Source organism: Streptococcus sp. M334 (assembly GCF_000187745.1).
In the GTDB taxonomy this organism is placed as follows: Bacteria; Bacillota; Bacilli; order Lactobacillales; family Streptococcaceae; genus Streptococcus.
Genome location: NZ_GL732486.1, coordinates 470,133 through 485,391 on the forward strand (window position 1 = coordinate 470,133; position 15,259 = coordinate 485,391).

The window sequence follows — 15,259 nt, forward strand, 5'->3', positions numbered from 1 at the left end:
TTTGATATTTAAGCATGCCTAAAACTTTAGAAACTCTTTAGAAATCCTTGAGCTTTCTTTGATTTCTATGCTTTATACTAAAGTTATCAAAATAAATCAAAAGGAGAGAATCATGAAAACAGTACTTGACATTCATGGATTGTCCAAAAACTTTGACAAACAAGCTATCCTTCAGGATCTTCATCTAACGATAAGAGAGGGAGATATTTATGGACTTATCGGGAAGAACGGAGCTGGGAAAACCACCTTGATAAAAATCATTACGCAACTACTGTTTGCGGATAAAGGAACTGTTTCCCTCTTTTCTAGTAAGTCGGAAAATGAGTGGACCAAGGCTCTATCTCGAGTAGGTTCAGTGATAGAATCACCCGTAGCTCATAATCACTTAACAGCTTATCAAAATCTGAAATATTACTGTATGATTCGTCATATTCCAAATGCTGATCAAGTCATTCGAGAAACACTAGACTATGTAGGTTTGTCAGATACAGGTAAGAAAGTCTTTCGTGATTTCTCGCTAGGAATGAAACAAAGACTTGGTATTGCCATTGCCCTCCTATCCAAACCAGACTTCCTAATCTTAGATGAACCTATCAATGGTCTCGACCCAATCGGTATCAAAGAATTTCGTCTGATGATTCAACGGCTCAATCAAGAAAAAGGGATCACCATTCTCATCTCTAGCCATATCTTGTCAGAACTCTACCTCGTAGCTAATCGTTTTGGTATTTTAGATCAAGGCAAGATTATTCGTGAAATCAGCAAAGCTGAATTTGAAACACTAAGTGAGGATTATATTGTGCTTAAGACAGCCGACCAAGAGAAAGCTTGTCAAGTATTGAAAGAACAAATCCAGCTCCAGTTCAAGGTTGTCAATCCTGAGAACGAAATCCACATCTTTGGTCAGGAACAAGATGTCAAACAGATTCTCAAAGAATTAACCTTGGCAGATGTTGCCATTGACGAGATTTACTATGCCCGTCAAAACCTAGAAGAATACTTCACTCAATTGGTCCAATAGGAGGAAAATCATGATACATACCATTCAAGCAGACTTTTACCGTCTTTTCCGTTCCAAAGGATTCTGGATTACAGAATTCATTCTCTTTATACTCATGTTAATGGGGGCTATTTTTGGGGCTACTGGCCATCTGATGGCAATCCAGACAGAAGAACCAGAAATTCCAACCCATGGCTGGGACGGTGTACAAGCCCTGATCAACGCATCTAGTCAAGGTTCAAACCTCGTTTTTCTCTGTATTGTTCTAACTTGTCTAGTTCTCGGTGTTGATTTAATCGGAAAGCTCTATAAAAATAGTTTGACAGTAGGGGGTTCTCGTACAGAGTTTTTCCTTGCCAAATCCTTTGTAGTGGCTTGTATTGCACTTTTGCAACTTATCATCAGTCTTGTGATTGCCTTTATTCCAGCAACTATCTTAAATGGATTTGGAACCATGCCTGATGGCTTTATCGGCAATCTACTGATAACCATTTCCCTTCAATTTCTTTGCCTTCTAGCTTGGCTTTCCATTGTTTCCTTCATTCTCTATGTTAGTCATTCTTATCTTGCGGTATTTATTGGTTATTTGGTCAGCTCTATCATCCTTTCTATGCCAATGCTCATCTTCCCAAGTATCAAAATTTTGCCATATTTATCATTGCAGTTTTTCTATGCTATGACTGCTAATAGTGAATCAATTTTCTATACCCTTATAGTTACTTTAGTTGTTATCGTAATCTTTAATCTAAGTGGATTGGCAGTTTTCAAAAAGAAAAGTCTATAAAAAATGACCTCCTCTAGCCTACAGAGGAGGTTTATTTCGTTAAAAGTAAATGAAAACCGACAACCATTGCCCATCTGTGCTTAGTTTCATCTCTGCACCAAGAAGATGACATAATTCCTCAGTGATATAAAGGCCTAAACCAGAGGATTCTTCCGTGTCTGATAGATTTTCCGAATAAAAACGGTTGCTGAGATTTTCTATTCTTTTGATGGGCTGTTTAACAAGGTTTGCAATCTCTAAGACAAGCTGTTCCTTTTCCTTTCTCAAAGATAGCCGCGCTTCTTCCTTGCCATGTTTGAGGACATTTCCAAGCAGATTTTGTAAAATTCGATCCAGCAAGTCTTCATCAGTCCTCATTTTCAGACCAGTTTCAACCTTAAAATCAAGCATGATATTTGCCGACTGAAAAACATCATAATAAGCCAAAGTCTTTTTGGTGATAAAAGTTGAGAGATCTATTTCTTCCAGTTTCGGTTTGACAGCTCCTTCCATCAAACGACGATATTCTAGGAGAGCCTCCAAACGTTTGGAAACTAAATCAAGATGCTGGGCTATTTTTTGTAAGGTTTCTGCTTTGTCTTCAGGAGACTTTATCAATTGTTGGGTGTAACCTGAAGCGATAGTCAGAGGCGTCCGAATATCATGAGCGATATTGCTGATGGCCATATCCAGAGTCTGCTTTTCCCTTTTCATAACCAATCGAGATTGTTCCACTTCTTGAAATAAATTCTCAATCTGCTGGTAGAGTTGTAAAAAAATGTTTGGAAAAAATGCTGACTCCGACTCTTTTCATACTACCCGTGAGAATCTTGTCTTCAATCTGTTGACTCAGGTTTTTAAGTGCTAGATGGTAGCGAATTAATAGAATCGATAAAATAATTAGGAGTACCAGTAGAACAAAAATTATCATGTAGGTCATTGCTTGTCTCCTTTTAATCTTACACCAACTCCCCAGATGGTTTCAATATATTCTTGATTTGGATCAAGCTGGTTTAATTTTTTACGAAGATTACTCAAATGCGTATTGAGAGTATTATCTCCAGGTAGGTAGCTATCCTCCCAGACCAATTCATAAAGTTCTTCCTTGGTGAAGATTTTCTTTGGATGTTTGAGGAGAGTTTGGAGAATCAAGCATTCTTTCTTAGCAAGACGAATCGTTTCCTGGCTATTTTTGATTTCAAAACTTTCCGCATCAAACTGGATATTTTTCAAGTTTTGTGGCAGATTTTCAGTTTTTCCTATTTCCATAGGCTGTTTTTCTGCACTTTGGCGTAATTGAACAGTAACTCTAGCAAAGACTTCGTCCAAATCAAAAGGTTTGACTATGTAATCATTGGCACCGTCTAAGAGGTATTGACTGATTAACTTCTTATCGCTCAAAGCCGTTAGCATAATGACTGGAGTTTGGCTTTGTTTCCTGATGGCTTTTAAAACCTGATCACCATTTTTCCCAGGAAGCATGATATCTAACAAAACGAGGTCAATCCCACCTTGGTCAAAAAGCATGATTCCTTCAGTTCCTGAAAAGGCTTGAATCACTTCATGCTCCTCAGTAAGAAGTGTTCGCAAAATTTCTTGAATGTCACTATTGTCTTCAATAACCAATATCCTAGCCATAAATACCAACCTTTCTGCAACTATTATAGCATGTTTTATTGATAAAGCTTAAACAGAAAAGCTCCTCGCATCAAAGCGCGAGAAAGCCTTAGAGGGTTAAAATGTAAAATCCACTTGCTAGATAACATTGTATCCTTATAGTTGCTAGTGAAAACGAGTCTAGCAGAATGAATCTCTCATTTTTCCCCTACTAGTCCGTAATGCGTTGATACATTTCGGGTCTTCTATCTCGAAACAAGCCCCAGTTTAGGCGTTCGCTTGCTCCCTTGTCTAGGTCATAAGTAGCTAACAGAACAGTTTCTTCTTGTCTTTCAGCTCGTTCTAAAATAGCTCCTGTTTCATCCGTCATAAAGGAGGAACCGTAGAAGTCAAGACTGGAACACTGTCCACCATTTTCCTCACTTGGAGTGACTTCTTCAAAGCCATAGCGATTGGCTGCAATGACTGGAACAATATTAGCTGCTGCGTGTCCTTGCATGGTACGTTGCCAATGACCACAACTGTCCTTATCTAGGATAGGCTCAGAGCCAATAGCAGTTGGATAAAAGAGCAATTCTGCCCCATTTAATGCGAGACAACGGGCTGTTTCAGGGAACCATTGATCCCAACAGATACCGATCCCAATCTTAGCATAGCGAGTATCCCAGACCTTGAAACCTGTGTTGCCAGGTGTGAAATAAAATTTTTCTTGATAATAATGGTCATCTGGTATGTGAGTTTTCCGATAAACGCCCAGCACTTCCCCATCTGCATCAATGACGGCAATAGAGTTATACAAGACATTGCCATCTTTTTCATAGAAACTGATCGGTAAAACAACCTGTAGTTCCTTAGCAATCACCTTAAAATGCTGAATGGCAGTATTTTCTGCTACGGATTGGGCATGCTGGTAGTAGTCATACTGACGTTCCTGACAAAAATAAGGACGTTCAAACAACTCCGGTAAGAGAATGATTTGGGCGCCTTGTTCTGCAGCCTGACGTACTAAACGCTCTGCGGTTTGGATATTTGTTGTTACATCCTTGGCACATTGCATCTGAATGGCTGCAACTCTTACATTTCTCATCTTTTTCTCCTATTCTGGGATTTGTTGGGTGATACAGTGGATATTGCCACCACCTAAGAGAATATCTCTAGCTGGAATTCCGACAACTTTACGGTCTGGGAAACACTTGCTGAGGATTTCCAAGGCTACTTGGTCGTTGACATCTTCAAACTGGGGAACAAGGACAACCTTGTTGGCGATATAAAAGTTTACGTAGGAAGCTGCTAGTCGTTCACCTGCGTATCGCTCTTCTTCTCCTTCTTCATAGATGTAGCCTGGCAAATCCTCTTCTGTCACAACTTGACGAACTGCAGGGATAGGCAATTTATGAATGGTGAAGTGACGACCTTTTGCATCTGTCTCTTGCTCTAAGAGTTCGAGATCTGCTTTTGACATGGTATACTGAGAATCACTTTCGTCGTCCGTCCAAGCCAAGACAAGCTCAGCAGGACCAACAAAGGCAGCAACGTTGTCAACGTGTTCATTGGTTTCATCCTGATAAATACCATAAGGAAGCCAGATAACTTTTTCAGCTCCAAGGCACTCTAATAAGGTATTCTCGATTTCCTCTTTAGTCAGGTGAGGATTGCGACCAGAACTAAGCAAGCAACTTTCAGTCACAAGAATGGTTCCTTGACCATCGCTATGTATCGCTCCGCCTTCTAGGACAAAAGGCTTGGCATCGTAAACAGGCATTTCCAACTCTTCAGCAAAACGACTGGCTACTTGGTCATCATCTTCATAGTCTTGGTATAGACCATCTACAGCTCCACCCCAAGCATTAAAAGACCAATCCACGGCTAATTTCTGGCATTTATCATTGACAAGAATAGTCGGACCTGTATCACGGGCCCAGGCATCATTGGTGGGAATGTCTAGATAAATAACGCTATCTCCAAGGTAGTCTTGGGCTTCAGATAGATAGTCTTGCTCCACCAAGAGATAAACGGTTTCCCCTTCTGCTATGGTTTTTATAATCTGGCTAAAAGCCTTTTTAGCTGCCTTACCTTGATAAGGCCAAGATCCTGGTCTTGTAGGCCATATCATGAGGGTACCATGATGGGGTTCGTACTCTGCTGGCATGCGATAGCCTAATTTTTTTGGACTGTTTATCATGATAATCTCCCTTTAAAGTCTTGATAACCAAAATCCTTGACCAAGTCACAATCTCCATTTTCATCCATGATATAGAGACTCGGCAAGCCAATACCGTTAAAGGTATTATTTTTGACAAAAGAATAAATAGCCATGTCTTCGAAATAAAGTCTGTCTCCGATTTGGACTGGATTTTCAAAGCTATAATCACCAATCACATCGCCCGTCAGACAGGTATTGGAAGAAAGTCTATAGGTATGGGCTTTTTCTTGTGCTTCATAGCCATTTCTCAAAGGTGGACGATAGGGCATCTCAAGTACATCAGGCATATGACAGGTCGCGGAAGCATCTAAAACCAAGATTTCCATACCGTTTTCTACAATATCCAATACCTCAGTTGCTAGATAACCCGCATTGAGCGCAATGGCTTCACCCGGCTCGATATAGACTTCAAGATTATAAGTTTCTCGGATACGCTTGATTTCTGAAATCAGCAAATCCACATCGTAACCTTCTCTTGTGATGTGGTGTCCGCCCCCCATATTGAGCCATTTAACGTGATGCAAATAGGAACCAAACTGCTCTTCTACTGCTTTCAAAGTTGTCTGTAAATCATCTGCTCCCTGCTCGCAAAGGGTGTGAAAATGAAGACCATCCACCAAATCCAACAAATCACTAGGAATTTTATCTAGTATCACGCCAAAACGAGAACCTGGTGCACAAGGGTCATAGAGCGCGTGATCACCCTGAGTTGAACATTGGGGATTGAGACGTAAACCAACACTGATACCAGCCTCACGACAACGCGAACCATGCTTACGCAACTGTCTCTCAGAATTAAAAACGATATGGTCTGTTATCTCAAGCAATTCCTCCATGTCCTCATCCTTGAAAGCAGGTGCAAAAACATGGACTTCGCCAGGAAATTCTTCCCTTGCTAATTTGGCCTCGTAGAGACCACTTGCAGTTGTACCTGATAGATACTGGCTAATCAAGGGATAGGTTTTGTAAAGGGAATATGCCTTCTGGGCAAGCAAAACCTTGCAACCAGCTTCTTCTTGTACATATTGTAGAATGCGGCAATTGGCTTCTAACTTTGCTAAGTCAACAACATAGGCTGGTGTTGGTACTTGTTCTAACTTCATCAGTCCACCATTTGTGGATTTTCAACCACAACCCAAGGTAAACCATACTCATTCAAAGCTTCCATGAATGGATCTGGATCCAATTCTTCAAGGTTATACACTCCAGCTTGTTTCCAAGTACCGTTCATGACTAATTTTGTCCCAATCATGGCTGGAACGCCTGTCGTGTAAGAAATTGCTTGTGAACCAACTTCTGCGTAACATTCCTGATGGTCGCAAACATTGTAGATGTAGATGGTTTTTTCAACTCCATCTTTGACACCTGTAAAGATACATCCGATATTTGTTTTTCCAACAGTACGTGGACCAAGGCTTGCAGGATCTGGAAGCAGAGCTTTTAAAAATTGAATTGGAACAATTTCTTGGCCGTTGAAGTTAATGGTATCCGTACGAAGGAGTCCAACATTTTCAAGACATTTCATGTGCGTCAAGTAAGATTGACCAAAGGTCATAAAGAAACGAATGCGTTTAACGCCTGGAATGTTCTTAGCCAATGATTCAATTTCTTCATGGTGAAGGAGATACATGTCTTTTTGTCCAACTTGAGGGAAGTCATACTCGCGCTTGATAGACATAGCTTTGACTTCGACCCATTTTCCATCTTCCCAGTAAGAACCTGGTGCTGAAACCTCACGGAGATTGATTTCTGGGTTAAAGTTGGTTGCAAATGGATAACCGTGGTCACCACCATTACAGTCTAAAATGTCGATATAGTGGATTTCATCAAAATAATGTTTGAGAGCATAAGCTGAGAAAACACTGGTCACACCTGGGTCAAAACCAGAACCAAGCAGAGCGGTCAAGCCAGCTTCTTTGAATTTTTCCTGATAAGCCCATTGCCATGAGTAGTCAAAGTAGGCTGTAAAACCAAGTTCCTTACAACGTTTCTCATAAATAGCACGCCATTCAGGGTCTTCTGTATCCTCAGCCTCGTAGTTAGCTGTGTCGATATAGTGAACACCTGTTGCCAAACAAGCGTCCATAATTGTTAAATCTTGATATGGTAAAGCTACGTTCAAAACAGCTTCTGGTTTGTAGCTTTCAATCAGGGCAATCACTTCTTCAACCTTGTCAGCATCAAGAGATGCTGTTTCAATCTTAGTATTTGTTTTGCCTTCTAATTTAGCTTTCAAGTCATCGCATTTTGACTTGGTACGGCTAGCAATCATAATTTCTGTAAATGTTTCGCTATCTTGACAAATCTTTGAAATAGCAACTTGGGCAACGCCCCCACATCCGATAACTAATAAACGACTCATTTTTTTCCTTCCTCTTCTTCTAAAATGTCCTCAACATACTTGGGCAACATAAAGGCACCCACGTGTAAGTTTGCAGTATAGTATTCTGTGAAAAGCTGGCGTTTTTTCCAGCCTTCCTTGTCAAAATCTTTGACAGGGTGGTATTTTTTCGATGCAAATCCAAACAACCAATAGCCAGCTGGACTGGTTGGGATGTGGGCTTGGTAGACCCGACTAATTGGAAAGGCTTGATTAACCTTACGGTGCATGCTTCGGCAAGCCGACTCATCTTCGTCAAAGAAAGGACTACCATGCTGGTATATCATGATACCGTCCTCTTTCAAGGCTCTGTAACTATTTCCGTAAAATTCCTTGGTAAAGAGCCCTTCCGTATGTCCAAATGGATCTGTCGCATCGTTGATAATGATATCGTAATCATCTTCGCAGTTTCGCAAAAAGCGTAGCCCATTTTGATAGTAAATGGTAACACGAGGATCATCTAACCCTGCAGCAAAATCTGGGAAATACTCACGACAGACTTCAACCAACATCTCATCTGGTTCCACAATATCGATTTGCTCCAGTTCAGGATAGAGTGTTAAAACTTGGGCAACACCTCCGTCACCACCCCCAATAACCAAGACTTTCTTGGGATTGGGATGCACAGCCATGGGAACATGAACTGTCATTTCATTGTAGACAAAATCATCCGCATCTGAGAACAAGACGTGCCCATTTAAAATCAAAATCTTTCCAAAAGCTGGAGTGTCAAGAACCTCGATATCCTGCCATTCACTTTTACCAGCGTAGAGTTGCTTGGCTGTTCTCAGGGACAATTTCACATCTGGAGTATGAACTTCAGAAAACCATAAATCCATCTAGTTCTCCTTTCTCTTAATGACGTTGATGTGATTGATCTCAGGATCTTCCGTCCCTTGGAGGGAACAACCACGTTCCTTGGCAAATTGGATATAATCCACAATTTCACGTGTAATGCGTTCACCAGGAGCCAAGATAGGAATTCCTGGAGGATAGCACATGACAAATTCTCCACAAACTTGTCCGACAGATTCGTTCAATGTCAAACTTTTTCTCTCTGAATAGAAGGCTTCTTGCGGAGACAGCACTAACTCGGGCTGGATATATTCTCCTGCTATCAAGTCTTTCCCATCTCTTGAATAGAGTCTCTTGATATCAGCAAGAGCACCAACCAAGCGCTCGATGTCTTGGATGCGGTCACCAATTGAAATATAAGCCAAGATATTGCCAATATCACCAAATTCAATTTGAATATCGTATTCGTCTCGTAGGAGGTCATAAACCTCGATACCTGTTAAGCCAATACCCTGAGTGTAAACTGACAGCTTGGTTACGTCAAAATCACAAACAGACACTCCGTCTATTAACTCTTTTGAGTAAGCATAGTAACCGCCAATGGCATTGATTTCACGGCGAGCGTACTCGGATAGCTCAATGACTTTCTCAAACGACTCTTTACCACGAAGGGCCAAGTTGCGACGTGAAATATCCAAACTAGCCATCAACAAATAAGAGGCGGATGTTGACTGGGTCAGGTTGATAATCTGACGAACGTATTCAGGATTCATCTGCTCCCCGATTAAAAGAAGCGAACTTTGGGTCAAACTCCCACCAGACTTATGCATGGAGACTGCTGCCATATCAGCACCTGCATCCATAGCAGAAATTGGCAATTTATCTGTAAAATGCAAATGCGCTCCGTGGGCTTCATCTACTAAAACCAGCATGCCAGCTTCATGAGCCATTTCTGTCAATCCCCTTAGGTCTGAACAGATTCCGTAGTAAGTAGGATTGTTAATCAAAATGGCCTTGGCATCTGGATGCTCCTTTATGGCCTTAGCTACTCGGTCATTTTCAAGACCTAAAGCGATACCAATCTTAGAATCCACACTCATCTCGATATAGATGGGAATAGCACCACATAGAACCAGCGCATTGATGGCAGATTTATGGACATTTCTCGGAAGAATAATCTTATCTCCAGTCTTACAAGTTGACAGAATCATAGTCTGTACCGATGAAGTTGTTCCACCAATCATGAGAAAGGCATGGGCAGCTCCAAATGCATCCGCAGCTAATTCTTCTGCATCCCTGATAATAGAGATGGGATGACCTAAATTGTCCAAGGGTTTCATGGAGTTGACGTCAATGCCTACACATTTTTCACCTAGCAGTTCGACAAGTTCTGGATTTCCCCGTCCACGCTTGTGACCTGGAACATCAAAGGGAACAATCCGTTTCTTGCGTAACTTCACCAAGGCTTCATATATTGGGGCTTGGTTTTGATCTAACTCTTTCAAGACATGCTCCTTTATCGTATTTGTAGCGCCTCAAGAAGATAAAGGCGACTAAAGGTTGACTTATGAAAAAAGAGCAGGTTTTCACCTGCTCTGCAATCTTCTGACGTTTTTATGTTTGTTTCTTTTGAGTATGTCTGTTCCCGATGTTTCCTAACTCTCTAGTAGCAAATATTACGTACTTTATTGATCGTTTCACAAGATGACGTGTGCTTTCACCACACTAAAAATTTATGAATTAGGACAAGTGTCCTAACATCAACTTATAAAAGTAGGCTTTTAACCCTATCAATAATGTGGCTTTTCAACCACGCTTCGGCATTCAACCCTGCCTGTCCGTAGGCATTTTTTACTCGGGTTTATATTTGCTAGAAAACATCATCTCATTTTCTAAGCTCCATTACTATATCATGTTTTTAAGAACTTGTAAAGCGTTTTACGAAAAAAATATAAAAAAGTTCGCAAAATATTTGGATTTTATTTGATTTAATACTAATTATTTTCTTGTAAACGATTATAAAGTGAACAAAATGATTTTCATATTTAATTTAAATTTTTTATGCAATTCTATACTCATTACCCTCGGTGTTTGATTTATCAGAAAAAATGCTGAAATTTCTACATCATTAGAATCGTGCAACTTTTTTCAGATACTTTTAAAAGATTGATTTCATTACCTCTTTCCTTTATGCTGGATAAAAAGGAGAATAGTATGTCAGAAACCCACTACAGTTGACAAAGAGCCGATTTTTTGTCTATAATCTATAATTTTAATATGTTTAAGATATGTAACTCATATAAAAGGCTATAGAAATATATAGTTATTCAACCACTTTAAATAAGAGCGATTGTTTATTAGATAGTTCCAATTTTGGAAAACCATTAGAAAAATCTAGCTTGCCGACGGCGACAAAATGATAAATTTGTTTTTCATCAATACTATCTTCCGTAGCACCTCTATAAATTTGTGTTTTTTTCTTCCACTCTCTATTTTTATTTTCACAAAAGATATCTAAAAAACAATAGAAGTATGACTCTCCTGCCTCATTAGTTTTTTCAATCCTTTGAACCTTTAATTTCACTTCACCATAAAACAAATAAAGTTCTCCCGCAATCTCTTCACCAAGCCATGTACTCAATTTTTTGCGTCTGAGTGACCTTCGGATTTGTTGACCATTCTTCTCCTTCTTTAGAAGCAATGGATTATCAACTTCTACATTGTTCGTTGCTTGGGTGGTAATCACCCTATTAACTAGGGGATCCCGTAGCAATAATCGCATCATAGAGGCCATTTTATCCTGTATTTGTCCATCCGTCAATGACTCATAATACTCCTTAGAAAATTGAATAGAACTATATTCATGAATGTAGGAGCAATACGGTAAATGTCTCGAACTAGATTTCCTTCTCAAAAATGCTCTTTTTTTAGAAGTTTTATGCACATAACTTAGCTCTGCAGATCTACACTCTGGACAAAACATAGTGCCCTCATAATTACCTAACTTACCATCATGACTTTCCACAAAATCAGCTATATCATCCAAGGTTGCAATATCATGTATTGAAGTGCAGTAACATTCATCAAAAGATTTCTTGAGCATTATTTGCCTCCTTCATTCTTACTCAATTGATTTGAAACGTCAATTACAAATACATACTAACAATTTTGTACATTTTAACGATTAACAATTACATTAACATTATACTACATTTTTAAAATTCATAAATTACACGACTAAGCAATAAAATTTCAATTTTTCTAAAACAAGCTTATTCCAAGACTTTCTTAGTATTCTATTGTATAAATTACTTTATTCCGATTTCTGTTGTTACTAGTTTAATCATAAAATCTTTCTTACTCCGATTAGTAAATCTACCTCCTATTATACCATAGATAAGTAGAAAAAGGACAAGTCTATCAGCTTTGCTTCTCTTTTATCCTTCTCTACTAGCTAGTGCTGTTTCTAACTTTTAAAAAAGCTCGTAAAATTAAAATCGTGCAACTTTTTTCAGATACTTTTAAAAGATTGATTTCATTAGCTATTTCCTTTATACTGGATAAAAAGGAGAATAGTATGTCAGAAACAAATCACGAAATTGATTCAAATTTTGCAGGTCGTTTAAATATCCTGCGTGCGGGTGTTCTTGGTGCAAATGATGGAATTATTTCCATTGCTGGTGTGGTTATCGGGGTTGCCAGTGCCACTAGCAATATCTGGATTATCTTTTTATCAGGATTTGCAGCTATTTTGGCCGGTGCCTTTTCAATGGCTGGTGGAGAATATGTATCCGTTTCAACTCAAAAAGATACTGAGGAAGCAGCTGTTGCGCGTGAGCAACTCTTACTAGACCAAGATATAGAACTAGCTAAAAAATCCCTCTATACTGCCTATATCCAAAATGGAGAATGTGAAACCTCTGCTCAACTCTTGACCAATAAGGCCTTTCTTAAAAATCCACTCAAGGCTCTGGTCGAGGAAAAATATGGGATTGAGTACGAAGAATTTACCAATCCTTGGCACGCTGCTGTTTCCAGCTTTGTTGCCTTTTTCCTTGGAAGTTTGCCTCCAATGCTGTCAGTGACCATTTTCCCAAGTGATTACCGCATTCCAGCTACTGTCCTGATTGTAGGTCTTTCACTCTTGATGACTGGCTACACTAGTGCCAAACTTGGAAAAGCCCCAACCAAAACAGCTATGATTCGTAACCTTGCTATTGGTCTCTTGACTATGGGAGTTACCTTCTTACTCGGACAACTTTTCAGCATTTAATACTCTTCGAAAATCTCTTCAAACCACGTCAGCGTTGCCTTGCCGTATATATGGTTACTGACTTCGTCAGTTCTATCTGCAACCTCAAAACAGTGTTTTGAGCTGACTTCGTCAGTTCTATCTGCAACCTCAAAGCAGTGCTTTGAGCAACCTGCGGCTAGCTTCCTAGTTTACTTTTTGATTTTCATTGAGTATAAAATACAAGAAATACCTCGATTTTGAAGTCGAGGTATCTTTTTTTACATTTGTACAATCTTGCGATAGCTTCTAGAAGTAATCATGAAAATCAGCACATAGGCGATGAGGAAGATAGCGCAGATAGACAAGGTCACAATCAACATCATAGTCGTATCTATTACACCAATCACTTTTAAAATCAGACTAAGCATATGGTAGGCAAAGGCGAGATGTATGAAGGCAAAGAGCAAAGGAAGGAAGAAAACAGTTAAAACCTGTTTGTTGATGGTTTGCTTGATTTGCTTTTGATCTAAACCGACTTTCTGCAAGATAATAAAGCGTTCACGGTCTTCATAACCTTCAGAAATTTGTTTGTAGTAGATGACCAGAACGGTTCCGACCATAAAGATAATGGATAGGAAAATACCGATAAAGAAGACACCACCAAAGAGGGCACTCATCTGAGCACTAGCATCTGCTAGATTGCTACCGTAAACATAGCTACCTTCCGTGTTTAATTGAGCATTAAACTGATTGAGGTATTTATCATATTCTTCAGCGACCTTGAGTTGTTCTTCTTCACTGATATTTACATTCATACCACCGTAAAACTGATTATAGATAGCCGAATCTGGGAATTGGTCAAAAAAGGCTTGTAAATTAGGTACAACAAGGTAATTGTAATCAGCAGTCAAAATATTAAACTGATTTGGAACATGGTTTACAATGAAATCTTTAGTAAATTCTTCTTTGACAGAAAATTGATGATCATTTAGAGTTAGAGCTTTCTGTTCTTTAACTCCCTCATTCTTTGCAAAGAGTCCGACCTCATTTCCTGATAGAGACAGTTTTTGGCCAGTCATATTTTCATAATCTTTTTGGTCAAATACCATGAAAACTGTTGTGGGTTGGACACGATTTTGTCCTTTTTCAAAAAGGGTTAACTTGCTACCTTCTTGGTTTGCAACACCAAAGTAAGCGTAACGAAGAACTTCTTTCTCTTTAATCTTATAACCTTTGTCACTTGCAAACTGGCTCAAGAGTTTGTCCAAATCTTCTTTTTCAACATTTTGCCCTGAAACCCCAAAATCATGAGGATTTAGAACTTTTTTAAAGCTTTCTGAGGCATTGAAAATGCTTGTCGCTGCTGACATGGTTACCAAAACCATTGTTGACAAGATAGCGATGGTTGCTAGCCCAACCGCATTTTTCTTCATACGAAAAATCAAGTTGGAAACAGAGATGAGGTTATTAGGTTGGTAATAGTATTTCTTGTTTTTCTTTAAGATTTGTAGGAAGACTGTAATTCCTGCATTAAACAAGAGATAAGTACCAAAGATAACCAGCAAAACAGCTAGGAAGAAAGTTGTTAGGGCTGTAAGAGGATCTTTTACAGTAAGGGAAAGATAGTATCCAATCCCTAAACTAATCGTACCAAGAATAGTTTGGAGAGATAGGAAACGACCTTTTTTCTCACCGCTAGCTTTCTCACGTGAGAGCTGGAGGGCATTCATACGGGCGATTCGAAGAGCATTCAGAAACATGAGACCTAGGAAAATCAAACCAAAGACAACAAGCACTGTAATGACAACTTTCATCTGGAAGGTAGCGACCAGCTCAACCTTCAATTTCATCAGTTTGAGTAGGAAAGCAAAAATCAACTTGTCAAACAAGGCTCCAATACCGATTCCTGCTCCAACAGTTAGCATTCCAAATAGCACTAACTCCTTAAAGGTCATACTGATTAGATGACGCTTCTCCAATCCCAACATGCCATAAATTCCCAGTTCCTTGGAACGGTTTTTCATAACAAAACTATTGGCATAGAGGACGATTATGGCAGACGCAAGGGTAACGACAAACATACCAAATCCAAGAGTAGCTTGAATCGTTTCACCTCCACGGATTTCCGCAATCTTAGGATTAAAGGTTAGGGAGTAAAAGAGATAGGTGACAGTGACTGCCAAGAGAACAGCCAGCGCAAAAGGATAGTAGAGTTTGCGGTTTTTAATCAAGTTCGATACCGCTAACTTATTGGTTAATCGAAACAT

General features: G+C 39.4%; 12 protein-coding genes and 1 pseudogene. 3 read left to right on the forward strand and 10 right to left on the reverse strand.

Annotated elements, in window-relative coordinates; translation table 11 throughout:
* The first annotated feature begins 112 nt into the window (after nt 1–112).
* Nucleotides 113–1,021 (forward strand): ATP-binding cassette domain-containing protein, encoded by a 909-nt coding sequence (locus HMPREF0851_RS06790; RefSeq protein WP_000859642.1) that lies wholly within the window; start codon nt 113–115, stop codon nt 1,019–1,021.
* Nucleotides 1,022–1,031: 10 nt separating this feature from the next.
* Complete coding sequence (locus HMPREF0851_RS06795; RefSeq protein WP_000581957.1) at nt 1,032–1,784, forward strand: ABC transporter permease; 753 nt, start codon at nt 1,032–1,034, stop codon at nt 1,782–1,784.
* A gap of 39 nt (nt 1,785–1,823) precedes the next feature.
* Here HMPREF0851_RS06795 and HMPREF0851_RS06800 read toward each other — a convergent pair.
* The 9 genes and pseudogenes from HMPREF0851_RS06800 to HMPREF0851_RS06840 form a co-directional block, all read right to left on the reverse strand.
* A pseudogene (locus HMPREF0851_RS06800) lies at nt 1,824–2,703 on the reverse strand (sensor histidine kinase).
* Nucleotides 2,700–3,401: a response regulator transcription factor gene (locus tag HMPREF0851_RS06805; protein WP_000101112.1), complete on the reverse strand. Its 702-nt coding sequence runs from the start codon at nt 3,399–3,401 to the stop codon at nt 2,700–2,702. Before HMPREF0851_RS06805 ends, HMPREF0851_RS06800 begins: the two are co-directional and overlap by 4 nt.
* A 190-nt stretch (nt 3,402–3,591) precedes the next feature.
* On the reverse strand, nt 3,592–4,467 hold the full coding sequence (gene aguB, locus HMPREF0851_RS06810) for an N-carbamoylputrescine amidase (RefSeq protein ID WP_001246746.1): 876 nt from the start codon (nt 4,465–4,467) through the stop codon (nt 3,592–3,594).
* A 9-nt stretch (nt 4,468–4,476) separates the two neighbouring features.
* Nucleotides 4,477–5,562 carry an agmatine deiminase gene (gene aguA, locus HMPREF0851_RS06815; RefSeq protein WP_000610893.1) on the reverse strand — a complete coding sequence of 362 codons (1,086 nt, stop codon included), beginning with the start codon at nt 5,560–5,562 and terminating at the stop codon, nt 4,477–4,479.
* Entirely contained in the window at nt 5,559–6,686 is a 1,128-nt protein-coding gene (gene nspC / locus HMPREF0851_RS06820; protein ID WP_000764392.1) for a carboxynorspermidine decarboxylase, read from the reverse strand. Before nspC ends, aguA begins: the two co-directional genes overlap by 4 nt.
* Nucleotides 6,686–7,945: a saccharopine dehydrogenase family protein gene (locus HMPREF0851_RS06825; RefSeq protein WP_000088758.1), complete on the reverse strand. Its 1,260-nt coding sequence runs from the start codon at nt 7,943–7,945 to the stop codon at nt 6,686–6,688. Before HMPREF0851_RS06825 ends, nspC begins: the two co-directional genes overlap by 1 nt.
* Nucleotides 7,942–8,802, reverse strand: coding sequence for a polyamine aminopropyltransferase (speE, locus tag HMPREF0851_RS06830; protein WP_000366713.1), 861 nt, complete (start codon nt 8,800–8,802; stop codon nt 7,942–7,944). The genes HMPREF0851_RS06825 and speE overlap by 4 nt, the downstream gene beginning before the upstream one ends.
* Entirely contained in the window at nt 8,803–10,263 is a 1,461-nt protein-coding gene (locus HMPREF0851_RS06835) for an aminotransferase class I/II-fold pyridoxal phosphate-dependent enzyme (protein ID WP_000660994.1), read from the reverse strand.
* A gap of 818 nt (nt 10,264–11,081) precedes the next feature.
* A complete protein-coding gene (locus tag HMPREF0851_RS06840) occupies nt 11,082–11,861 on the reverse strand; it encodes a hypothetical protein (protein ID WP_000914787.1) in 780 nt (259 codons plus the stop codon).
* 474 nt (nt 11,862–12,335) lie between these two features.
* On the opposite strand from HMPREF0851_RS06840, the gene HMPREF0851_RS06845 reads away from it, so the two are divergent.
* Nucleotides 12,336–13,031: a VIT family protein gene (locus HMPREF0851_RS06845; RefSeq protein ID WP_000005259.1), complete on the forward strand. Its 696-nt coding sequence runs from the start codon at nt 12,336–12,338 to the stop codon at nt 13,029–13,031.
* Nucleotides 13,032–13,270: 239 nt separating this feature from the next.
* Here HMPREF0851_RS06845 and HMPREF0851_RS06855 read toward each other — a convergent pair whose 3' ends face one another.
* Nucleotides 13,271–15,259, reverse strand: coding sequence for an ABC transporter permease (locus tag HMPREF0851_RS06855; protein ID WP_000489373.1), 1,989 nt, complete (start codon nt 15,257–15,259; stop codon nt 13,271–13,273).